This window comes from Micromonospora reichwaldensis (assembly GCF_031845925.1).
GTDB lineage: Bacteria > Actinomycetota > Actinomycetes > Mycobacteriales > Micromonosporaceae > Micromonospora > Micromonospora reichwaldensis.
Genome location: NZ_JAVRFL010000014.1, coordinates 114121 through 135628, shown reverse-complemented (window position 1 = coordinate 135628; position 21508 = coordinate 114121). Strand labels below are relative to the sequence as shown.

Genomic DNA, 21508 nt, shown 5'->3' with positions numbered 1-21508 from the left:
TCACGCTCCGCCCACGGGCAGGGTGACGGTGAACGTGCTGCCCCGGCCCGGCTCGCTGGACATCACGAGGCTGCCGCCGAGCAGGGTCACCAGCCGCCGCGCGTACGGCAGGCCGAGACCCGTTCCGCCGACCCGGGTCGCGCCGGGCACCTGGTAGAACTCCTCGAAGATCCGCTCGTGCAGCTCCGGGGGGATGCCCGCGCCGGTGTCGGAGACGATGAGCGACCAGCGCTCGTCCTGCCGCTCCGCCCGCAGCCGGACCTCGCCGCGCTCGGTGAACTTGAGCCCGTTGTGCAGCAGGTTGCGCAGGACCTGGGCGAGCAGCACCTCGTCCGTACGCAGCGTCGCCGGAACGGGCGGCTCCTCCACCACGAGCTCGACGTCGGGCCGGGTGGCCAGGGCCCGTAGTGTGCCGCGCAACTGGCCGAAGACCGGCCGCAGGTCGACCTCGGTCCAGTCGGGCTCGATCCGGCCCGACTCGGCCTTGGCCAGGTCCAGCAGCTCGTTGACCAACGTGAGGAGGTCACCCGCCGAGGAGCGGATCAGCCCGACCTGGCGGGCCTGCTCGGCGGTGAGCGGGTCGGAGGCGGAGTCGCCCAGCAGCCGGCCCAGGCCGATGATCGCGGTGACCGGGGCCCGCAGCTCGTGGCTGACGTTCGCCAGGAACCGGCTCTTCGACTCGCTGGCCGCGCGCAGCTGCGCGGACTTCTCGTCCAGCTCGGCGTAGAGGGCCACCACGCCGCGGTTGGTCGCCTCCAGCTCCTCGGTGAGCTGGTTGTAGAGCGCCATCACCCCGCGGTTGGTCTCGGCCAGCTCCTCGTTCAGGACGGCCAGCTCGTCGCGCTGGCTGCGTACCTCGTCGAGGGCGGCGATCAGTTGGACGTTCTGGGTGGTCAGCTCGTCCAGGGCGCTGCCCGGGGCGTTCCGGTCGAGCTCGGAGCGCAGCTCGGCGAGACGCTCGGGGGTCAGCACCTCTGCGGTGACCGGGACACGTCGGGACATCCTCACGACCGTAGCCCCCTCGCGTGTCGCCACGCCCAACTTGTCCACCAACCGCGCCACCGCACCGGACTGCGGCTCGTACCGCCCGCCGGGCAGCGGGCGCACGGGGACGAGGTCCACCCGCAGGTGCCGCCTGCCGTCGGCGGCGTCGTGGACGAGGGCGAATGCCACCTCCGCCCCGCCGGCCGAGTGCAGCAGGTCGCGGGCCACCTCGCTGAGCGCCGTGGCGATGCGTACCTGGTCCTGGTGTTCCAGCCCCACCGCGGCGGCGACCTCACGGCCCCGCTGCCGGACGACGAAGATGTCGTGTTCGACCCGCAGCGCCATCGTCAGCAGCGGCGCCCCGGCGGACCTGGTCACGACCAGGCCCGGGCGGCCAGGACGCAGGCGTCGTCGCGGCGCGTGCCGGCGTCCCGCAGCAGCGCCGCGGCCACCACCAGGGGCGACCGGTCGGCGAGACCGGGATAGTCGGCGAACTGCCAGCGGTCGACCACCCCGTCACTGTGCATGACCAGCAGGGCGTCGGCGTCGAAGGGGTAGTCGTACTCCCGGACCGAGGGTCGCTGGTGCCCGGCGATGCCGGGCAGCGAGACCAGGCCCCGCCGCTTGCCGTCGCCGCCGATCACGGCGGCGGCGATGTTGCCCAGCCCCGAGTAGCGCAGCACCCCGGCCGACGGGTCCGGCTCGGCCACGGCGAGCGCCGCGCCCCGGGTGTGCGACATCGAGCGGTGCAGGTGCGCGACGACCGCCGACGGGGCCCCCGCCGGCGCCTTGCGGAACGCGTCGAGCGCGGCGTCGGTGGCGGCGGAGGCGAGCGGACCGTGTCCCAGGCCGTCGCAGACCAGCACCTGGCGCCGGCCCTCGACGATCCGCCACGCGTACCCGTCGCCGCTGACCGACTCCCCGGGTATCGGCCGGCTGAGCGCGCCGACCCAGGGCCGCTCGTGCCCGCCGTCGGCCTTCGGCCAGACCTGGACGGCGAGGACGGTGCCACGCGGCGGCCGGGAGTAGCCGTCGAACCAGCTCGCCTGCCGGACGATCGCGCCGAGGCCGATGCCGAGCGTCCCGACGGTGGAGTGCCCGTCCTCGATGGAGGCGGTGAGGTCGGCCATTCCCGGCCCGGAGTCGAGGGCGACCAGTTCCACGCCGGCATTCCCGTCGTGCCGCACCGGGCGCAGCAGCAGGACACCGTCGTCGGCGTGCTTGACCAGGTTGCTGGTCAGCTCGGCGGCGACGATGGACAGGTCGGCGATACGGGCGTCGCCCAGGGCGAGCTGGGCGCCGAGCCGTTCGGCAGCCCGACGCGCCGTGCTCGCCGCGCTGCCGCTCTCGACCCGGTACCAGACTCCGCGGTCGGAGACCACGTCGTCGTTCATCGGGCCCATTTGGTGACCGTGATCCGGGTTCCCTCACCCGCGGCGGTCTGGATGTCGAACTCGTCGACCAGCCGGCGGGCGCCGCTGAGCCCGAGTCCGAGCCCGCCGCCGGTGGTGTAGCCGTCGGTCAGCGCCAGGTCGAGGTCGGCGATGCCCGGGCCGGAGTCGGCGAAGATGATCCGCACGCCCCGCCGCCGGCCGTTGTCCGCGATGGCCACCTCGACCGAGCCGCCGCCGCCGTACACCAGGGTGTTGCGGGCCAACTCGCTCGCCGCGGTGACGACCTTGGTCTGGTCGACCAGCGAGAGCTTGACCGCCACCGCCACGGTACGCACCAACTGCCGGACGCGTACCACGTCCTCGTCGCTGCGGATCGCCTGCGCCTGCGGCTGGCCCAGGTCGACTCCGGCGGTCATGACAACGCCGTCGTCTCGGCGTCCGGTTCGTCGTCGAACGCGAGCTCGTGCTCGTCGGCGTGGGCCGCCGCGATCAGCTCCATGCCCCGCTCGACGTTGAGCGCCGTCCGGATGCCGTTGAGCGACAGGCCCAGCTCGACCAGGGTGATGGCGACGGCGGGACGCATCCCGACCACGACCGTCTCCGCGTCGAGCACCTTGGAGATCGACGCGATGGTCGACAGCATCCGCCCGACGAAGGAGTCGACGATGTCCAGGGCGGTGATGTCGATGATCACGCCGTGGCAGCCGGTGGCGACGATCCGCTCCGCGAGGTCCTCCTGGAGCTGGACGGCCGTCTGGTCGGACATGTCGACCTGGATGGAGACCAGCAGGATGTCGCCGATCTTGAGGATCGGCACCCGTTCCATCAGGCCTCCCGGCGCTGGCGGCGCCCGGTCTCGACCCCGGTGAGCCGGAGCACGTGCCGCAGCGCGTCGGCGAGGCTGGCCTTGGTGGCGATGTCGCCGAACTCGATGCCCAGGGCCACGATGGTCTGGGCGATCTGCGGCCGGATGCCGGAGATGATGCAGTCGGCGCCCATCAGCCGGGCGGCCACCACGGTCTTGAGGATGTGCTGGGCGACCTGGGTGTCCACCGCCGGTACGCCGGTGATGTCGATGATCGCGTAGGGCGAGCCGGTGTCGACCAGGGTCTGGAGCAGCCGCTCCATCACCACCTGGGCCCGGGCCGAGTCGAGGGTGCCGACCAGCGGCACGGCGACCACGCCCTCCCAGAGCTTCACCACCGGGGTGGACAGCTCCAACAGCTGCTCCGCCTGGTCGGCGATGAGGCTCTCGCGGGTGCGCACGAAACTCTCGAAGGTGAACAGGCCCATCTGGTCGATCAGCCCGGAGAAGGCGACGTAGTCACGCAGCGTCTGGGCGCCGCCCTCGGCCTCCATCAGCTCCAGCAGCACCTCCTTCAGCGAGAACACGCTGATCGCGGTCTCGGAGGCGGAGAAGCCCTGCCGGGCGCGCCCCCGGGACAGCTCCGAGAGCACGGCGCGCAGCTCGGTGGCCTGCTCGGAGTCGAGGTCGACGGGACCCTGCCCACTGGCAGTGATCATGCTAGAGTGCAGCTCCTGCAGCTGCCGGCGGAGCTCGCCCTGACTGAGCCGCCCGCGCAGGGACCCGGCGACGATCTCCGTCCAGCGCAGCATGATCCGATCGGCATGCCCGGTCAGCAGACCGGCCAGCCGGCCGCTTTCCTCGGCGCTCAACGCCATGGCGAACCCCCTTCGACCTCGACGGCGGACTCTATCACCGGGGGTCGGAGCGCTACTTGTCGCAGGGCAAACAAATGAGGACGGCCACCGGATACCGCCTCCCGTTCTGCGTACCACCCCGATCGTGGGATACCGTTTCCCCGATAACAGGAGGTCTGGCGAATGTCCTTGACGGTGCACACGGAACAACGCGGCGACGTGGTCGTCGTATCGGTCGCGGGCGAGCTGGACATGGCGACCGCACCGCAGCTCCAGGACCAGATCACCGACCTGCTCGACAAGGGCCGCAGCCGGCTCGTCTTCGACCTGGCGAACGTCTCGTTCTGCGACTCCACGGGGCTGTCGGTGTTCGTCCGGGCCAAGAACAGCTGCGACGAGGCGGGCGGCGTGGTACGGCTGGCCGCCCCGCAGCGGGGCGTGCTGCGCATCCTCGAGGTGAGCGGTCTCGTCGAGGTGCTGCACACCTACCCGACGGTCGACCAGGCCGTGGCCGGCGATCCCACGCCGGCCACCTCCTGACGGTTCCTCCTCACGCCTCGTCCTCGATGTGTCGGGGACGGGCGATCACCATGCCCGCGCCGGTCTGCACGGCGAGTGCCGCCAGCAGGAACCCGATCGGGACGGTCCACCCGCCGGTCGTCCCGTAGAGGATGCCCACCAGCAGTGGCCCCAGCGCGGCGATGAGGTAGCCGACGCTCTGGCTGAACGCGGAGAGCGCCACCGTCCCCTCGGTCGTCCGGGCCCGCAGCCCGATGGTGGCCAGGATCATCGGGAAGGCGCTCTGCCCGATCGCGAGCAGCACCACCCAGAGCAGCGCCCCGTCGTGCGGCGCGACGGCCATCCCGACGTAGGCGAGGGCCATCGCGGCGGAGAGCGTCAGCACCAGCGGGTGCAGGGTGCGCAGCCGCCCGGCCAGGGTCGGCATCAGCAGGGCGATCGGCACGCCCAGCGCCGTCACCCCGGCGAGCAGCAGGCCGGCGTCCTGCGGCCGGTAGCCGGCGTCGCGGAAGAGCTGGGCCAGCCAACCCATGATCGCGTAGGCGCCCAGCGACTGCGTCCCGAAGTAGACCGCCATCGCCCAGCCGAGACGGGTCCGCCCCGGCCGGATCCGGCGGGCACGGGGCGCCACCGCCGCCGGGGTCGCCGCCCGTCGGGCCGCGCGCGCCCGCAGCGCCAGCGGCACCCACGGGAGTACGGCCACCAGGGCCAGCCCGGCCCACACGGCGAGCCCGGCCCGCCAGGTGCCGAAGAGGTGCGCCACCGGCACCGCCGCCGCGGCGGCCACCGTCGCGCCCACCGTCAGCGTCATCGAGTACGCCCCGGTGACCAGTCCGATGCGGTGCGGGAAGTACTGCTTGACCAGCAGCGGAAGCAGGACGTTCGCCACCGCGATCCCGGCCAGCGCGAGGGCGCTGCCGGCGATGAAGACCAGCGCGGAGTCGGTGCCGACCCGGACGAGCTGCCCGGCGGCGAGGATCAGCATCGCCACCACCAGCACCCGGGCCGGGGAGTTCCGGCGGACCAGCCGGGGGGTGAGTGACCCGAAGACGGCGAAGGCCACCGCGGGCAGGGTGGTCACGACCCCGGCCAGCGCCCCGGAGAGGGCCAGGCCGCCGCGTACCTCGTCGAGCAGGGCGCCGAGGCTGGTGATCGCGGCCCGCAGGTTGAGCGCCACGAGCAGCATGCCGACGAGCACGAGCAGGCCACCGGCGACCGGTCCGGCCGGCTTGGGGGTGGCGCCGACGGGACCGGCGGCAGGAGCCGTCGCATCCGCCGGTGCGGGCACGTCGTCCGGCCCGGCGATCGTCTCCCGCACGGAACGCGGTGAGGTCCCGGCGTCGACGGCGGCGGTGGTTGGCGGGGTCATGCGTCCGAACCTACAATCATGGGATGAATTCCGGGCAGGTGTTGTAACCAGTGCCACCGTCGGTTGATTCCGCCGCCGCGCCGCCCAGGGGCCACCGGGTGCGGCAGACCATCGCCCAGCTCAGGGAGCGGATCCTCGGCGGCGAATGGCCGGTCGGCGGACGGATCCCCACCGAGCCGCAGCTGGTCGCGGCGCTCGGCGTGGGCCGCAACACGGTCCGCGAGGCGGTGCGGGCGCTGGTGCACGCCGGGGTGCTGGAGTGCCGGCAGGGCTCCGGGACGTACGTGGTGTCGACCGACGAGCTGGCCCCGGTGGTGGCCCGCCGGCTCACCGCCGACCGGATGGCCGAGGTGGTCGAGGTGCGCCGCGCCTTCGAGGTGGAGGCCGCCCGGCTCGCCGCGTTGAGGCGTACGACCGAGGACCTGGCGGCCCTGGACGGCGCGCTAGCCGCCCGCGAGGCGGCCTGGCACGACGGCCGGTTCGACGAGTTCGTGGCGGCCGACGCGGCGCTGCACACCGCCGTGGTCGCGGCGGCGCACAACGGCATGCTCGCCGAGCTGTACGCCTCGGTCGGCGCCGCGCTGCACAGCACGATCGCCCAGTCGATGGGCGGCGCGCTGGAGCCGGAACGCTACGTCGACCACTCCCGGCTGGTCGAGGCGATCCGGGCCGGCGACCCGGGCCGCGCGGCGATCGAGGCCGGCGCTTTTCTGGAGCCCTTGCCCGGGGCATAGGTTGTGCCGGACGGAAGACCGGACACCTCGGGAGTACGGATGCTCAAGGGCTTCAAAGACTTCATCATGCGCGGCAACGTCGTCGACCTGGCGGTCGGTGTCGTCATCGGCGCCGCGTTCACGGGCGTGGTCACCCAGCTCACCAAGTCGTTCCTGGAACCGCTGATCCGGGTCTTCGTGCTGCTCATCACGGGCAGCGACAAGGGCCTGGCCGGCACTGCCCCGATGTTCCGCGGCATCGCCTTCGACTGGATCGCGTTCGTGAACGCGCTGATCACGTTCCTGCTCACCGCGGGGGCGCTCTACTTCCTGGTCGTCTACCCGATGAACAAGCTGGCCGAGCGACGCAAGCGGGGCGAGGAGCCGCCGCCGAAGGCGCCGAGCGAGGAGGTCCGGCTGCTCACCGAGATCCGTGACGCCCTGGTCGCCGCCGGCCACACCACCCCCGGGCAGCGGCGCGGGGCGCTCGACGAGGTGCTCGGCCGCCGGGAGGAACCACCCACCGGGCGCTGAACCCGGCGCACGCACATCGGCCCCTGCGGGATTCCCGCAGGGGCCACACATTTTCGTACGCCTGTTCGATAGAGTCCCGCCATGGAGCAGCGGAAGCACTGGTGGAACGGGAAATGGGGCCGGCTGGCCCGGCGCGACGTCTTCCTCCGGGTGGACGCCGACCGGTGGCACGTCGAGCAGCGCGCCGGCGGCTCCGAGGGCGTCTCCCGGTTCTACGAGTACGGCACCGCCGAGGAGGCCGAGGAGACGGTCCGGGCGCTGCTCCAGGGCACCGACACGTGGCGCGAACTCTCCCCCCGCCCCCCGACGTCCTGGTGAGGGACCCCGCCCGAGATCTTGGACAGTTGGCGCTCGGCCCGAACGACAACTGTCCAAGATCTCGACGGTGGTTTAGCCGGAGCGGGGGCCGGGAACCGCCCCGGGATGGAGCAGCAGGGCACCGAGCGGCAGGCGACAGTTTCCCGGATCACCACGGGCATGCGGGTGATCGACGTCGACGGCACCGAGTTCGGCACCGTCGACCTGGTCCAGCGGGGTGATCCCAACGCGGTGACCGTGCAGGCCCCCACCGCCGACCCGGGCAGCAGCCTGGACGAGCTGATCGAGTCGACGGCCGTGGAGGAGCCGGACGTGCCGGCCGACCTGGCGGCCCGGCTGCTGCACAGCGGCTACCTGAAGGTCTCCACCGACCTGGTCCGCACCGGCGCGGTCTACGTGCTCGCCGAGCAGATCGCCGCCGTCACCGACGACCAGGTACGCCTCGACGTCCCGGCCCGCGACCTGCCGCCCGAGGAGTAGCGACGCCCCGCCGCCGGCGGCTGGCCGCCCGGCAGGGAGTGACGAGGCCCCGCCGGGTCATCGACGGCGGCCACCGATGGCAGCACGTTTTCCGTCGGCCCGGTGGCGCCAGGGTCACCGGCGCCGATCTGGCACCCCGCCGAACTTCGCTCTGACGCAACCCGACGGTCGCCCGGACCCGTCGAGCCTGCGGAGGAGGGAGCCCCGATGGCGGATGCCGAGCGTGAGTTCGTGGAGTACGTCTCCGCGCGACTGCCGAGACTGCACCGGACCGCGTTCCTGATGTGCGGCGACGCCCACCTGGCCGACGACGTGGTGCAGCAGACCATCACATCGCTGTACGTGAACTGGCGCCGGGTCAGCCGGGCCGACAATGTCGACGCGTACGTGCACCGGATGCTGGTCCACAAGCTCGTCGACGAGAAGCGGTTGAGCTGGGCGAAGGTCCGGCTGCTGGGGTGGATGCCGGAGCCGGAGCGCCGGCCGGTCACGCCGCACGACGACCTGGCCGAGCGGGACAGCCTGCTCGCCGCGCTCGCCCGCCTTCCTCGCGGCCAGCGCACCGTGCTGGTCCTGCGGTTCCTGTGTGACCTGTCGCTGGCCGACACGGCCGCCGCGATGGGCTGCTCCGAAGGCAACGTGAAATCGCAGACGGCGCGGGCGCTGGCGGCGGTCCGCCAAGTGCTCGACGTCGCCGAGCTGGCCGGGAGGAATTCGAGATGACCGCGTTGGACGACCAGCGGATGGCCGCACTGCTGCAGGCCGCGCCGGTTCCCGAGCCGCGGGTCGACGTGGGCCGCGCGGTCCGGGACGGCCGGCGACGCCGCCAGCGCCGCCGCGTCGGCGGGATCGCCGCGGTGACGGTGCTGGCCGGGCTCGGCGTCGTGGGCGCCGTCCAGCCCGGCGGGGCCGCCAGCCGGCCGGCTCCGGCCACGCCGGCCCTCGCGGCATCACCGGCCGGGACCGTGCCGGCCGCCCCGGTCACCTGCGAGGCGTCGTGGTTGCCACAGCCGATCGACGGTCCGGTCGCGGTGGCCAACGGCGTCGACCCCACCGGGCGGTACATCGTCGGCGAGATCGGCACCGGGCAGGAGGACGGGCGGGTCGTGCTGTGGACCGACGGCCGGGCAGCCGTCCTGCCAACCGGCGCGCGGCACGCGGCGGCGGTCAACGCCGGCGGCGTCGTGGTCGGCACCAACGGCGACGGCACCGGGTGGGTCCACCGGGACGGGAAGCTGCGCTTCCTGGCCACCCCACCCGGCTACCAGGCGGTCCTCGTGCACGCGGTCAACGGCCGGGGCGACATCGCCGGAACCGCCAGGGGAGCCGGCGACTCGCACCACGCCGTGCTGTGGTCGGCGGACCGCCCGCAGGAGTACCGGCTGGTCGGCCGGGCCGGGTCTGCGGCGACCGGGATCACCGAGGACGGCACGGTCGTCGGCGTGATGGGCCAACTGCCCTACCGGTGGACGCCGCAGGGCGTCGGGGCGGCGCTGGCGGTGCCCGACGGCCACCCGCGTGCCTCGGTCGACTCGGCGCACGGCGAATGGGCGATCGGCACGGTTCCCGGCGCCCGACAGGGCGGTGCCGTGCAGATGCTGCCGGTACGTTGGAATCTCAGGACGGGGGCGGTGAGCCTGCTGCCGTTCCCAGGGGCGACCGGGATCGCCGGCAACGGCGACCTGCTGGTCGGCGGCAGTGAGCCGCTGGTCGTCGCCACGGACGGCACGTCCCGCCGGTTGCCGGGCCGGCCGGATGTCCGGGCGACCGAGGCGGGCACGTACACGGCCAACGGGATCAGCGACGACGGTCTGATCGTGGTCGGTGCCGTCTACGAGAACCAGGCGCACCGGCCGCTGGTGTGGCACTGCCGCCGCTGAAGCTCGCGCGCCGGTCCGTGCCGCTGACGCCGGGCACCCGGACGGGTCGATCCGCCGGTCCGGCCGCACCCGGCCCGGGCCCGCCCGCAGCCAGCCCAGCCGGCTCGGGCGCGGGTGCGGGCGCCGGCTCCGGCGCGGTCGGCCCGCCGGAGCGGCGGCGGAAGAGCAGGAGCATCACCCCGCCCGCGACCAGGCCCCAGAACGCGCCGCCCACGCCGAGCAGGGTCACCCCGGAGGCGGTGACCACGAAGGTGACCACGGCGGCCTCCCGGTCCGCCGGTTCCGCCAGCGCCGAGGTGAGCGCGGTGGCCAGCGCGCCGAGCAGCGCCAGCCCGGCGACCGCCTCGATCAGCACCGGCGGGGCGAGCGCGACCAGCGCGGTGGCCGCCCCGGCGCCCAGCCCCAGCAGGGCCAGCCCGGTCCCGGCGGTGACCGAGGCGATCCAGCGGCGGTCCGGGTCGGGGTGGGCGTCCGGGCCGGCGGCCAGGGCGGCGGTGATCGCGGCGAGGTTGACCGCGTGCCCGCCGGCGGGCGCGGCGAGCACGGTGGTCAGTCCCGTGGCGCGCAGCGCGGCGCCGAAGGGCGGCCGGTAGCCGTAGCCGACCAGCACCGCCATCCCCGGTACGTTCTGCGCGGCCATGGTGACCAGGAAGAGCGGCAACGCGAGGCCCACCATCGCGGCGACGTTCCAGGCCGGCGCGGTCCACTCGACCACGGGCAGCAGCCGCGCGCCGCCGAGCCCGGAGACCGGGGTGGTCAGCGCGATCGCCGCCACCGCGACGACGAGCGCGCCAGGCACCGCCCATCGGCGGGCGAACCGGTGCAGCAGCAGCCAGGCCAGCACCACGGGGACGGCCAGCCGGGGCACCTCGACCAGCGCGCGGACGGGGGCGGTGCAGAGCGGCAGCAGGACCCCGGCGAGCATCGCGCCCGCGATCGGCCGGGGGATCGCCGCGACGGCCCGCCCGAGGGCGGGGAACAGCCCGGCGGCCACGATCAGCGCACCCGAGACGAGGAACGCCCCGACGGCGACGGGCCACCCGCCGGGCACCGTGCCCGTGGCGACCAGCAGCGCCGCGCCCGGGGTGGACCACGCGACGCTCATCGGGATCCGGTGCCGCAGGCCCAGCCAGACGGCCGAGATCCCGGAGGCCACGCACACCGCGAGCAGCCCGGAGGCGGCCTGGGCGTCCGAGGCGCCGACGGCCCGCAGGCCGGCCAGCACCACCGTGAACGAGCTGGCGAACCCGACCAGCGCGGTCACCACACCCGCCAGCACCGGTTGCGACCGTCCCGCCATCCCGCCTCCCCCGACCGTTCCGTTTACGGAACAAGAACCTGTAGCACCATAGCGGGGTGCCGCAGACGTCACCAGTCCACCGATCGGCCCCCGATCCGGGCGCCGAGGCCGTCGGTCGCCGGGTACGCGCCCTGCGCGAGGAGCGCGGGATGTCGCTGTCCGCCCTCGCCCGGCTCGCCGGGGTGGGCAAGGCGACCCTCTCCGGCCTGGAGAACGGCACCCGCAACCCGACCCTGGAGACGCTCTACGCGATCACCGCGCAGCTCGGCGTACCGCTGACGGCCGTGCTCTCCGGCCCGGCGGCCGGGCCGGTCGTCCGCGGCGCCGCGGTCAGCGCCATCCTGCTGGAGGTCTTCGAGGACGCCGACGCCACCTACGAGCTGTACCGGATGCTGGTCGCGCCCGGCCCGGAGCAGCTCTCCCCCGCGCACCAGGAGGGGGTCACCGAGCACGTCACCGTCTTCGCGGGCGTGCTGCGCGCGGGCCCGGTCGACGCGCCGCTGACCGCCGCCGCCGGCGGGCACCTGCGCTGGACGTCGGACGTGCCGCACGTGTACGCCGCCGTCGGCGACAAGGAGGTCGCCGCCAGCCTCCTGCTCCGTTACCCCCGGCGGTGAGCTTGAGGTGTAAGGAAGGGCCCCTTGCTAACGCTATGCGTTAGCAAGGGGCCCTTCCTTACACCTCAACCCGGCGGCGTGGGGTCAGCCGTCGACGGGGGTCGGCACCGGTAGCCGCCGCTGCACCGCCCAGATCGCCGCCTCCGTACGCGACGCCGACCCGGTCTTGCGCAGCAGGTTGGACACGTGCACGGTGACCGTCCGCACGGAGATGCCGAGGGCCCGAGCCGCCTGCTTGTTGGACATCCCGGCGACCAGGCAGCCCAGCACCTCGATCTCCCGCCCGGTCAGCTCGGCGTCCACCGGATCCACCGGTCGCTGCGACGCCATCCTCGGCGGGCGCGGGGCGGGCGTCGGGCGGAGCAGCGCCTCGGGCCCCCGTCCGGCGTGAGCGGCGAGCAGCTCGGTCAGCGCGTACGGGTTGCCGCCGGTGCGCTGCCAGACGGCGCGCACCAGACGGCCGGACGGGCGCGGGTCGGCGTACACCTGGGTCAGCACCTCGGCGACCTCGGCCGGGAGCAGTGGTCCGAGGTGTTGGCGGACGGCGCCCCGGACGCCGCAGAGCCGGGCCAGGGCGCGGACCGCGAGGTCCGGCGCGACGGCGTCCTCGGCGGGCCGGCTCGCCACCACCAGCAACGCCGGCAGGTCGGCGGCGGTCGCCAGCTCGCCGACCAGGTTCAGGCTGGCCGGGTCGAGGGCGTGCAGGTCCTCCACCACCAGTACGGCCGGGCCGGCGCCGACGAGCAGCCGGACGACCCGCACCGCAAGGCGGAGCAGGGTGCCCGGCGCGTAGCGCTCGCGCGGCGCGGTCGGCTGCTGGGCGAGCCAGGCCAGCGCGTCCGGCGGCAGGTCGAGCCGGCTCGTGTCCCGGCCCGTGAGAACGGCGGCCAGCCAGTCGTACGGGGCGGGGCTGTGCACGCGGGCGGCGCCGGAGAGCACCACCGCCGGCCGGGGGGCGAACGCGTCGAGGGCGGCCGAGACCAGCAGGGACTTGCCCACCCCGGCGGCTCCGGTGATCACCGCGACGGTCGGCGCGGACCGTCGGCCGGCGACCACGGTGGACCACACCCGGTCGAGCTCAAGCAGCTCGCCGGCGCGTCCGACCATCGACACCGGCATCATTCCCCAACCCTACGCAGTAGTGCGTAGAGACGGCGGGAGGGTGTTCTTGGCAAGCTTGACCCCATGACGCTGATCCTCCGCTCGGCCATCCTCAACGACATCGGCCTGGTTCGCACCAACAACGAGGACTCCGCCCTCGCCGGTGACCGCCTCGTCGCGGTCGCGGACGGCATGGGCGGCCTGCCCGCGGGCGAGGTGGCGAGCGAGATCGTCATCCGCATCCTGGACGAGCTGAGCCCGCCGACCACCCCCGACGAGGCGGCCGCGGCGCTGCGCGCCGTGGTGAGCACCGCCAACCGGCGCATCCACGCCGCCATCACCGTCGACCCGGCGCGCGACGGCATGGGTACGACGCTGACCGCCGCCCTGCTCGCCGGGGACGCGCTGGTGCTGGCCCAGGTGGGTGACTCCCGCTGCTACCTGCTGCGTAACGGGGAGCTGACCCAGCTCACCCGCGACGACACCTTCGTCCAGGCGCTGGTGGACCAGGGGGCGCTCTCGCCCGAGCAGGCACGGCACCACCCGCAGCGGTCCCTGGTGACCCGGGCGGTGCAGGGCTCGGACACTCCCCCGGCGGTCGGTGTGCTCACGGTGGTCGCCGGTGACCGGCTGCTGCTGTGCAGCGACGGGCTCTCCGACTACGTCGAGGACGGCACGATCGCCGCGACGCTGATCACGTACGGCGACCGCCACCAGTGCGGCGAGCAGCTCGTCAAGCTCGCCCACCAGGCCGGCGCGCCGGACAACGTGACCGTCGTGGTCTCGGACGTCGTCGCCGGCTGAGCGCGTCCCGGCTCCCGTCGTGGGCAGCCGCCGCCAGCTAGGTAGTTGTGCCATCTAGGTAGTGCCGCTATGTTCCTCGGGTGGATTCCGACCGGCGCGGGCAGTGGCTGCGCGGGGTGCTCGACCTCTGCGTCCTGGCCCTGCTGCGCGAGGGCGAGTCCTACGGCTACCAGCTCGCCCAGGCGCTGGAGGCCGCCGGCATCGGGCCGATCCAGGGCGGCACGCTCTATCCGGTGCTGCTGCGCCTGCAACGCACCGGCCTGGTCACCGCCGAGTGGCGGGAGGGCGCGTCCGGTCCGGCCCGCAAGTACTACCGGATCACCGACAGCGGGCGGGCGACCCTGCGCCAGGGCGGCAGCGCCTGGCTCGCGTTCGTCGCCCCGGTGACCGGCCTCGTCACGAAGGGGGTCGACGGATGAACGCCGACGAGTGGCTGCGGGTGTTCGCGGCCGAGTTGGACCGGCGCCGGGTCCGGGCGGACGCCGCCCGGCACGTGGTCGCGGAGGCCGCCACGCACCTGCGCGACAGCGGGGGCGACCCGTGGGCCGTCTTCGGCCGGCCGCAGGACTACGCCGCGGCGATCGTCGAGACCATCGGCACCTCGCCCGCCGCGCGTCCCGGACCGGTCCGGCTGCACGCCCGGGGCATCACCAAGCGGTACGGGCGACGCACCGTCCTGCGCGACGCGTCCCTGACCGTCCGGGCCGGCCAGATCGCCGCCGTGATCGGGGCGAACGGCTGCGGCAAGAGCACCTTCCTGCGCGTCTGCGCCGGGCTGGTCTCCCCCGACGCCGGGGACGTGACCGTCTCCGGCCGGGTCGGCTACTGCCCCCAGCAGGGCGGCACCGCCGACTTCCTGCTGCCCGACGAGCACTTCGTGCTGGTCGGCGCCGGCCGGGGCGTGGCCCGGGGACCGGCCCGCCGCGCCGGTCGGGCGGCGGCCCGCCACCTCGGCTGGGAGGCCGACGGCGACGTCCTCGCCCGTAACCTCTCCGGCGGCACCCGGCAGAAGCTGAACCTGACCATGTCCACCCTCAGCGAGCCGGACGTGCTGCTGCTCGACGAGCCCTACCAGGGCTTCGACCAGGGCACGTACGTCAACTTCTGGGACCAGCTCGCCCGGCTGCGCGACGAGGGCCGGGCGATCGTCGTGGTGACCCACCTGCTCAACCAGCTCGACCGGGTCGACCTGGTGCTCGACCTGACCCCGGCCACCCAGGGAGGGCGTGCGTGAACCGCCTCGTCACCGTCGCCGAGATGACCCTGCGGGAGCTGCTGCGCCGTCGGGGCGTGCTCCTGCTGCTGCTGTTGATGCCGCTGGCGTTCTGGCTGATCCGGCGGGACTCGCACGTCGGGCAGTCCGTACGCTCGCTGCTGCTCGGCATCAGCTGGGCCGTCAGCACCGCCGCCCTCTTCGCCACCGGCGCGGCCCGCGAGCTGGAGCCCCGGCTGCGGCTGGCCGGCTACCGCCCGCACGACCTCTACCTCGGCCGGCTGCTCGGCCTGTGGGCGGCCGGGCTCATCCTGTCCGTGCCGTTCTTCGTGCTCACCGTCGTGGACGCACCCGAGCTGCGGCACGGCGGGGTGGCGGTGGCGATGCTCTGCTGCGTGGGGGTGGCCGCGCCGTTCGGGATGCTGATCGGTGCGCTGCTCCCCCGCGAGCTGGAGGGGACGCTGCTGCTGCTCACCGTCGTGGCGGTGCAGATGCTGATCGACCCGGCCGGCACCGGCGCGAAGCTGACCCCGTTCTGGTCCAGCCGGGAGATCGCCACGTGGGCGGTGGACCACACCGACTCCGGCTACCTGGCGCGGGGTTCGCTGCACGGGCTGGCCGTCACCGCGCTGCTGATCGGCGCCGTGGCGGCCGTGTTCAGCGTCCGGCTGCGCCGCCGCCGGCACCTTCGACACCTGCCGATCGGCTGACCGGGCGTCGCCGGGTCACCGGCGATTGCGGTTGCGGCGACCGCCGGGCCGGGATGGGATGGGCGGATGACCGTCCGCCGGGTGAACGCCGAAGAAAGACTGTCCACCAGCTTCGCGCTCGGCGCGTACGCCTTCGAGGCGTCGCCGCGCAGCGCGGCGCGGGCGGAGGAGTTCCGTGGCTACCTGCCCTACAACAAGGGCAACCGGACGCTGGTCGTCGAGGAGGGCGGCACCACGCTGGCCGCCGCCTCGGCCATCCCGATGCGGCAGAACCTGCGCGGCGAGGTGCTGCCGATGGCCGGCGTCGCCGGGGTGGCGAGCCATCCGCTGGCCCGCCGGCAGGGGCACGTACGCACGCTGATGCACCAACTCCTCGACGAAATGCGCGACGAGGGGCACCAGCTGAGCGCGCTCTACCCGTTCCGGCCGTCGTTCTACGCCCGGTTCGGCTACGTGGGGCTGCCGAAGCCGCGTACGGTCACGTTCTCGCCGGCCGACCTGGGCGAGCTGCTCGGCGCCGACCTGCCCGGCGAGGTGGGCTGGGAGCGGATCGGCGAGGGTTACCGGGACTGGCGCGCGTTCACCGAGCGGTGCCTGAACGAGCGGCACGGCTTCGCGATCTTCCCCGGCTACCGGGACGTGGGGTTGCGCGACCGCGACGAGCACTGGCTGCTGACGGCCCGCACGGGCGGTACGGTCACCGGCGCGGTGCTCTACCGCATCGACGACCACGGCGGCACGCTCGCCGCAGGCGACCTGCTCGCCGCCGACCCGCTCGCCCGGGCACTCATGTTGCAGTTCTTGGGCCGGCACGTCGACCAGGTGGAGCGGGTGACCGTCCAGGTGCCCGTCGACGAGGTGCCGGAGCTGTGGCTGACCGACCTGGCCGTGCACGTCGAGGCGCGGGTGGCCCGACCGGGTTACTCCGCGCCCATGGCCCGGCTGCTGTCGATCGACGCGCTGGCCGGGCTGCCCGTCGGGCCGGGCCGGGTGCGGGTGGAGCTGACCGGCGACCGGTGGCTGGCCGGGTCGTACCTGCTGGACGGCACCACCGGCGCGCTGGAGCTGGTCACCGGCGCCGCCGCCACCGTCGGCGCGCCGCCGACCGCCACGCTGACGGCCGCCGGCCTCTCCGCCCTGGCGTACGGGGTCCTGGAACCGGTCGAGGTGGGCCTGCGAGGGCTGGGCGACGTGTCGACGGACGCGGCGGCGGAACTGCGCCGCCTCTTCCCCCGCCAGAACCCGTACGTCTTCGCCGACTTCTGACTGACCCCCGCCCGCCTCCCGCAGCCGTGGCTCAGTAGGGATTGCCGTGGCCTGCGGCGCGACCGCGCAGCAGGGCGGTGGGGCGACCCGGGAGGTGGCGCGCCGCCGACATCGGCGGGCTGGCGGTGTGCGCCCGGTCGGCCATGCCGGCGAAGAGTTCCTTCAGCGCGCTGAGCGCGTCGTGGCGCGGATGCCAGCCCAGCTCCGTCTCGGCGCGCTCGCTCGACATCAGCGGCGCGTGCAGCGCCAGCTCCACCCAGCCGGCGTCGATCGGTTGCAGCCGCGCCCGCCAGGTCAGGGCGGCGGCGACGCGCAGCACCGGGGCGGCGACGGGCACCGTCCAGCCGTGGAAGTGCCGGGCCACCAGCTCCGGGGTCAGCACCGGGTCCGCGGCGACGTTGAACGCGCCGCGCGCGTCACCCAGGACCGCCCGGGCGTACGCGTCGGCGACGTCGTCGGTGTGCACCGCCTGCATCCGCAGCCGTGGGTTCGTCGGCACCAGCGGGATCCGGCCGAAGCGCAGCAGCCGGACGGGCGCGAACGGGCCGAGGAAGTAGCGGGTGATCTCGGTGGCCGCCGCCCGCTGGAAGTTCAGGCCGGGCCGCAGCCGCACCACCCGCAGCCCCGGGTGCTCCCGCTCGGCCCGGTCGAGCAGCGCCTCCACCTCGGCCTTGTCCCGGCTGTACGACGAGCCGGGCACCCCGGTCGCCGGCCAGCGCTCGGAGACCGGGTGGTCCTTCGGGCCGGACGCGTAGACGCCGACCGACGACGCGTACACCAGGGCCGGCACGCCGGCGCGGACCACGGCGTCGATCACGGCCGCGCTGCCGCCCACGTTGGTCCGGTGCAGCACGCGCTGGTCGTGGCTGGGCTGGATCTGCCAGGCCAGGTGCACCACCGCGTCGGCACCGGCGAAGACCTCGGCGAGCTGGTCGGCCGCGCCGGGCAGGCCGACGTCGCAGGAGTGCCACTCCACCTGGTCGTACGGCTCGCCGCAGTCCGGCCCCGGCAGCCGGCGGGCCACCCCGGCGAGTTCCACTCCGCGTTCCCGCCGCAGCCGGCGCAACAGGGCGGTGCCCGCGTTGCCGGTCGCCCCCACCACCACGATCCGCATGCCCGCCCCGTACCCGGTCAGCCCCGGCTCAATCGTCGATCACGCCCACCGTCGGGAGTACGGCGAGCGGCGCACCCGTCAGGGGCGGGGCGAGTGGCGGACCCAGTTCTTCTGCCCGCTCCGGCGGCGGCCCTGCGAGGCGGCGAGGCAGCGCGGGCAGATCCGGCCGACGGGATCCGCCTCGGTGAGCACGTCCGTCGACGTGTACTCGAACCGCACGTGCGGGAAGCGGCGCAGCCGGGTCCGGCTGAGCGGGAGCCCGCAGACGGTCTGGTTCTGCCCCGGCAACCAGGCGTGCACCTCGCCGGCCGGCCCCCGTACGCCGTCCGGCCCCGTCTCCTCGCTCGACGCCGCCACGGCCGGGGTGCTGCTCATCCTCATCCGGACACGATTCCCCCACGCGCCCGCGCCATGCCTGCACCCCACCCCCCGCCCCCACCGTTCGTCGGCCGGCCCTCACCCGACGGCACCCGCGTCACGTCGACCGGGGGTCTCCAGCCTCGAACCGATCGTCGTGAAACCTCCGCCGGAGCGGGCGGCGGCGGCGATGGCCGTGAGCACCTCGAGGACGTGGAGCCCCCGTGTCGCCGAGGCCAGCGCGGGCTGCCCCGCCAGGATGGCCCTGGCCATCTCGACCAGGCCCATCCCCATGAATCCGTCGGAGTCGCGTGGGCCGGGGAGCACCTCGACGAAGTCGGTGCTGCCCGCTGCCCTGAGCAGCACGGGACCGCCCCACGAGTTGGCCTGCGCCGCGACGATCGTGCCCTCGGTGCCGTGGATCTCCAGGTGCGGCGTACGCGTCGCCACGACGTCGAAGCTGGTCACCAGCATGCCCATGGCCCCGCTGGCGAACTCCAGGACGCTGTTGATGTGGGTGGGTGTCTGCACGCTGAAGGTCGACCCCGCGCGGGGTCCGGCCAACACGACGCGTTCGGTACGCGCGGTCGCGCCCAGCGCCCCCACCCGGACGACGGAACCCATGAGTTCGGTCAGGACCGTGAGGTAGTACGGACCGATGTCGAACAGGGGTCCGGCGCCCTCCTGGTAGAGGAACTCCGGCTCGGGGTGGAACCGTTCCGGCCCGGCGTTCATCATGGCGGCGTTCACCGAGGTCGGGGTGCCGATCGCGCCGTCGGCGAGCAGCGCCGCGCAGGTCTGCGCCCCGACGCCCAGGAAGGTGTCCGGCGCGGTGCCGACCTGCAACGACCGCGCCCGGGCGGCCTCGACGATGCGGTGCCCGTCGGCCATGGTGGTCGCCAGGGGCTTCTCCGTGTAGACGTGCTTGCCGTGCTCCAGGGCGCGCAGGGTCACCTCGGCGTGCGCCCTGGGTGGGGTCAGGTTGAGGACCAGGTCGATGTCCGGATGGGTCAACAGGGCGTCGACCGGGTGCACCTCCGGCACCGCGTGGGCGGCGCCGAGCGCCCGCGCGCGCGCCGGGTCGGCGTCGGCGCAGGCGACGACGGTGACCGCCGGGTCCCCGGCGACGTTGGCCAGATAGCGGGAACTGACGTTTCCGCACCCCACGACCCCCACCCGCACGGACCCTCCGTCGTGGACCATGTCAGGAGAGCCTGATCTCGTGGCCGGCCCGCGCCGACTCGTAGATCCCGTCGAGCATGCGCATGACCTCCGTGCCGTGGGAGACGGGAGCCACCGGCTCGGCCTCTCCCAGGCACAGCGCCACGAAGTGCGCGATCTCGGTGGCGAACCCCTCGGCGAAGTCGAAGCTGAGGTGGTCGATCTGTGGTCCCACGTTGAGGACGGTGTCGTGCATCTCGGTGGCGATCCGGAGCTTCGGTTCGAGTTCCGCGCCACCGCGCTCGCCGAAGACCGCCACTTCGAGGCGGTCCTCGAGGGCGTGCAGGGAGTAGCTGGTCTCCAGCGTCAGGGACGCCCCGTTGTCGAAGCGGATGAGGGCCGCCGCGAAGTCCTCGACGTCGCTCTGGGTCGGGTCGTAGTCCGCGACCTTGTACCGCGACAGCGACGTGACGTTGGCCCGGTTGCCCAGCCGGGTGTGGGTGACCGCGCTGACTGTGACGGCCTTCGGGGTGCCCATGAAGTACCAGCAGAGGTCCAGCACGTGCACGCCGATGTCGATGAGCGGTCCCCCGCCGGACCGCTTGTGGTCCGCGAACCAACCGCCGGGGTTGCCGAGCCGCCGGATGTTCGTCGCGCGCGCGTGGTAGACGTCGCCCAGCAGCCCGGCGTCGACGAACGACTTGAGGACCTTGGCGTTCGCGCCGAAGCGCCGGACGAAGCCGACCTCCAGGTGCCTGCCGCTGCGCTCGACGGCCTCGACGAGCGCCTCGGCCTCGCCGGCCGTACGGCTCAGGGGCTTCTCCACCAGCACGTGCTTGCCGGCGTCGAGCGCCGCCGTGGCGATCTCCGCGTGGCTGTCGTTCCACGTGCAGATGCTCACCGCGTCGATCTCGGGGTCGGCGAGCAGGCTGTCGAGCGTCGGGTGCACGCGGGTCACGCCGAAGGTCTCAGCCTTCTGCGCGCTCCGCTCCTGGTTGACGTCGAACACCCCGACGAGGTGGACGTCCGGGTTGGCGGCGTACGCGCCCAGGTGCATCTCCGCGATGCTCCCGACGCCGATCACGCCCACGCCGAGCCGGCTCACTTCGCCGCCTCCGCCTCGGCGAAGAGCCGCTTCGCGTTGGCCAGACCGATCGGGTTGGCCATCAGGCACTCCTCGATGCCCTCGAACTCGATGGACACGAAGCCGTCGTAGCCGGCGTCGACGATGCCCCGCACGATCCTGCGCATGTCGAGGTCGCCGTAGCCGACGATGGAGCCGAGCAGGTAGGTGCCGCCGGGGGTGTGGTGCCAGCCCTCGCCGGGGTACTGCGAGCGGACGTAGAAGTCCTTCAGGTGCACGATGCTGGCGTACCGGGCGTTCTCGGCGACCGACACCACCGGGTTGTCGTCCACCGACATGAAGTTGCCGACGTCGAGGGTCGTCTTGAAGTTCGGCTCGTCGACGAGGTGGATGAGCCGGCGTACGCGCTCGCCGCCGTTCATCAGCAGGCCGTGGTTCTCCACGCTGGTGGTGATGCCGTACGGGGCGGCGTACTGGGCGATCTCCTTGCACGCCTCCACCATGCGGGGCAGCAGCGCCTCGAACTCGGCGATGTCCTTCGCCCGGTGGGCCCACTTGGCGACGTCGTGGCGGAAGAGCTTGATGTCCAGCGCGGCGGCCACCTCGATGTGCCGCTTGACCCGCTGCATGCTCTTCTCCGCGTCCGCGCCGAGGAGGTCGGCCGGGACGACGAGGTTGGACAGGGTGACGCCCTGGTCGGCCGCGCGGGTCTTGATCTCCTGGACGAACCCGGGGTCCTGGTCGAGGGTGGAGGTGTCGTTGGAGATCTCCGGGGAGAGCGACACCGTCGCGATCTCCATGTGGGTGGCGTCGCTGGCGCCGATCCAGTCGATGACCTCGAAGAGGCTCATCCGGTTGGTGCGCAGGTGCTGGTAGAAGGAGTAGGAGCTGAAGCCGAACTGCACGGGTACTTCCTTCGGTCGGGGTG

The 21508-nt window shown here is 73.7% G+C and carries 26 protein-coding genes; 13 read left to right on the top strand and 13 right to left on the bottom strand.

The annotated features are described in order from the left end of the window. From RM555_RS14425 to RM555_RS14405, 5 genes are read right to left on the bottom strand one after another with little or no spacing between them, the layout of a single operon-like run. Positions 1-1329, bottom strand: a complete 1329-nt coding sequence (locus RM555_RS14425) for a sensor histidine kinase (protein WP_311412239.1) — start codon at positions 1327-1329, stop codon at positions 1-3. Positions 1330-1358: 29 nt separating this feature from the next. Continuing rightward, positions 1359-2387 carry a SpoIIE family protein phosphatase gene (locus RM555_RS14420; RefSeq protein ID WP_311412202.1) on the bottom strand — a complete coding sequence of 343 codons (1029 nt, stop codon included), beginning with the start codon at positions 2385-2387 and terminating at the stop codon, positions 1359-1361. Continuing rightward, positions 2375-2794: an ATP-binding protein gene (locus RM555_RS14415; protein WP_311412201.1), complete on the bottom strand. Its 420-nt coding sequence runs from the start codon at positions 2792-2794 to the stop codon at positions 2375-2377. Before RM555_RS14415 ends, RM555_RS14420 begins: the two co-directional genes overlap by 13 nt. Then, positions 2791-3204: an STAS domain-containing protein gene (locus tag RM555_RS14410; RefSeq protein ID WP_101413704.1), complete on the bottom strand. Its 414-nt coding sequence runs from the start codon at positions 3202-3204 to the stop codon at positions 2791-2793. Before RM555_RS14410 ends, RM555_RS14415 begins: the two co-directional genes overlap by 4 nt. Then, complete coding sequence (locus tag RM555_RS14405; protein WP_311412200.1) at positions 3204-4061, bottom strand: STAS domain-containing protein; 858 nt, start codon at positions 4059-4061, stop codon at positions 3204-3206. The genes RM555_RS14410 and RM555_RS14405 overlap by 1 nt, the downstream gene beginning before the upstream one ends. Positions 4062-4223: 162 nt before the next feature. Between RM555_RS14405 and RM555_RS14400 the strand changes: the two genes are divergently transcribed. Then, positions 4224-4580 carry an STAS domain-containing protein gene (locus tag RM555_RS14400; RefSeq protein ID WP_091624489.1) on the top strand — a complete coding sequence of 119 codons (357 nt, stop codon included), beginning with the start codon at positions 4224-4226 and terminating at the stop codon, positions 4578-4580. A gap of 10 nt (positions 4581-4590) precedes the next feature. Here the strand turns inward: RM555_RS14400 and RM555_RS14395 are convergent, their stop codons facing one another. Continuing rightward, positions 4591-5928, bottom strand: a complete 1338-nt coding sequence (locus RM555_RS14395) for an MFS transporter (RefSeq protein WP_311412199.1) — start codon at positions 5926-5928, stop codon at positions 4591-4593. A 50-nt stretch (positions 5929-5978) separates the two neighbouring features. Between RM555_RS14395 and RM555_RS14390 the strand changes: the two genes are divergently transcribed. The 6 genes from RM555_RS14390 (at position 5979) to RM555_RS14365 (ending at position 9853) form a co-directional block, all read left to right on the top strand. Continuing rightward, positions 5979-6662: a FadR/GntR family transcriptional regulator gene (locus RM555_RS14390; protein WP_311412198.1), complete on the top strand. Its 684-nt coding sequence runs from the start codon at positions 5979-5981 to the stop codon at positions 6660-6662. 39 nt (positions 6663-6701) lie between these two features. Further along, positions 6702-7175 (top strand): large conductance mechanosensitive channel protein MscL, encoded by a 474-nt coding sequence (gene mscL, locus RM555_RS14385; protein ID WP_311412197.1) that lies wholly within the window; start codon positions 6702-6704, stop codon positions 7173-7175. An 81-nt stretch (positions 7176-7256) separates the two neighbouring features. Further along, a complete protein-coding gene (locus RM555_RS14380; protein WP_151452591.1) occupies positions 7257-7493 on the top strand; it encodes a hypothetical protein in 237 nt (78 codons plus the stop codon). Between the two features lie 105 nt (positions 7494-7598). After that, positions 7599-7973 carry a hypothetical protein gene (locus RM555_RS14375; protein ID WP_311412196.1) on the top strand — a complete coding sequence of 125 codons (375 nt, stop codon included), beginning with the start codon at positions 7599-7601 and terminating at the stop codon, positions 7971-7973. A 207-nt stretch (positions 7974-8180) separates the two neighbouring features. Then, positions 8181-8696, top strand: coding sequence for a SigE family RNA polymerase sigma factor (locus tag RM555_RS14370; protein ID WP_311412195.1), 516 nt, complete (start codon positions 8181-8183; stop codon positions 8694-8696). Further along, positions 8693-9853 (top strand): hypothetical protein, encoded by a 1161-nt coding sequence (locus RM555_RS14365; protein ID WP_311412194.1) that lies wholly within the window; start codon positions 8693-8695, stop codon positions 9851-9853. Before RM555_RS14370 ends, RM555_RS14365 begins: the two co-directional genes overlap by 4 nt. On the opposite strand, the gene RM555_RS14360 is transcribed toward RM555_RS14365, so the two are convergent. Beyond that, entirely contained in the window at positions 9771-11153 is a 1383-nt protein-coding gene (locus tag RM555_RS14360; protein ID WP_311412193.1) for a benzoate/H(+) symporter BenE family transporter, read from the bottom strand. The genes RM555_RS14365 and RM555_RS14360 overlap by 83 nt on opposite strands. A 149-nt stretch (positions 11154-11302) precedes the next feature. On the opposite strand from RM555_RS14360, the gene RM555_RS14355 reads away from it, so the two are divergent. Further along, entirely contained in the window at positions 11303-11770 is a 468-nt protein-coding gene (locus tag RM555_RS14355) for a helix-turn-helix domain-containing protein (RefSeq protein ID WP_311412192.1), read from the top strand. A gap of 84 nt (positions 11771-11854) precedes the next feature. On the opposite strand, the gene RM555_RS14350 is transcribed toward RM555_RS14355, so the two are convergent. Continuing rightward, on the bottom strand, positions 11855-12892 hold the full coding sequence (locus tag RM555_RS14350; protein ID WP_311412191.1) for a helix-turn-helix domain-containing protein: 1038 nt from the start codon (positions 12890-12892) through the stop codon (positions 11855-11857). Positions 12893-12955: 63 nt separating this feature from the next. Between RM555_RS14350 and RM555_RS14345 the strand changes: the two genes are divergently transcribed. From RM555_RS14345 to RM555_RS14325, 5 genes are all read left to right on the top strand, one after another. Next, complete coding sequence (locus RM555_RS14345; RefSeq protein WP_311412190.1) at positions 12956-13675, top strand: PP2C family protein-serine/threonine phosphatase; 720 nt, start codon at positions 12956-12958, stop codon at positions 13673-13675. 80 nt (positions 13676-13755) lie between these two features. Further along, positions 13756-14094 (top strand): PadR family transcriptional regulator, encoded by a 339-nt coding sequence (locus RM555_RS14340; protein ID WP_151452587.1) that lies wholly within the window; start codon positions 13756-13758, stop codon positions 14092-14094. After that, positions 14091-14909 carry an ATP-binding cassette domain-containing protein gene (locus tag RM555_RS14335; protein WP_311412189.1) on the top strand — a complete coding sequence of 273 codons (819 nt, stop codon included), beginning with the start codon at positions 14091-14093 and terminating at the stop codon, positions 14907-14909. The genes RM555_RS14340 and RM555_RS14335 overlap by 4 nt, the downstream gene beginning before the upstream one ends. Then, the gene (locus RM555_RS14330; RefSeq protein WP_151452585.1) at positions 14906-15598 is read left to right on the top strand and encodes a hypothetical protein; all 693 of its coding nucleotides are present in this window, start codon (positions 14906-14908) and stop codon (positions 15596-15598) included. Before RM555_RS14335 ends, RM555_RS14330 begins: the two co-directional genes overlap by 4 nt. A 66-nt stretch (positions 15599-15664) precedes the next feature. Beyond that, positions 15665-16864, top strand: a complete 1200-nt coding sequence (locus RM555_RS14325) for a GNAT family N-acetyltransferase (RefSeq protein WP_311412188.1) — start codon at positions 15665-15667, stop codon at positions 16862-16864. A 31-nt stretch (positions 16865-16895) separates the two neighbouring features. Here RM555_RS14325 and RM555_RS14320 read toward each other — a convergent pair whose 3' ends face one another. From RM555_RS14320 to RM555_RS14300, 5 genes are all read right to left on the bottom strand, one after another. Continuing rightward, a complete protein-coding gene (locus RM555_RS14320; protein WP_311412187.1) occupies positions 16896-17978 on the bottom strand; it encodes an NAD-dependent epimerase/dehydratase family protein in 1083 nt (360 codons plus the stop codon). Positions 17979-18056: 78 nt separating this feature from the next. Beyond that, positions 18057-18359, bottom strand: coding sequence for a hypothetical protein (locus tag RM555_RS14315; RefSeq protein WP_311412186.1), 303 nt, complete (start codon positions 18357-18359; stop codon positions 18057-18059). A 75-nt stretch (positions 18360-18434) separates the two neighbouring features. Next, complete coding sequence (locus RM555_RS14310) at positions 18435-19517, bottom strand: Gfo/Idh/MocA family protein (RefSeq protein ID WP_311412185.1); 1083 nt, start codon at positions 19515-19517, stop codon at positions 18435-18437. A 22-nt stretch (positions 19518-19539) separates the two neighbouring features. After that, complete coding sequence (locus tag RM555_RS14305; protein WP_311412184.1) at positions 19540-20601, bottom strand: Gfo/Idh/MocA family protein; 1062 nt, start codon at positions 20599-20601, stop codon at positions 19540-19542. Continuing rightward, positions 20598-21485 carry a sugar phosphate isomerase/epimerase family protein gene (locus tag RM555_RS14300; RefSeq protein ID WP_311412183.1) on the bottom strand — a complete coding sequence of 296 codons (888 nt, stop codon included), beginning with the start codon at positions 21483-21485 and terminating at the stop codon, positions 20598-20600. Before RM555_RS14300 ends, RM555_RS14305 begins: the two co-directional genes overlap by 4 nt. Positions 21486-21508: the final 23 nt, after the last annotated feature.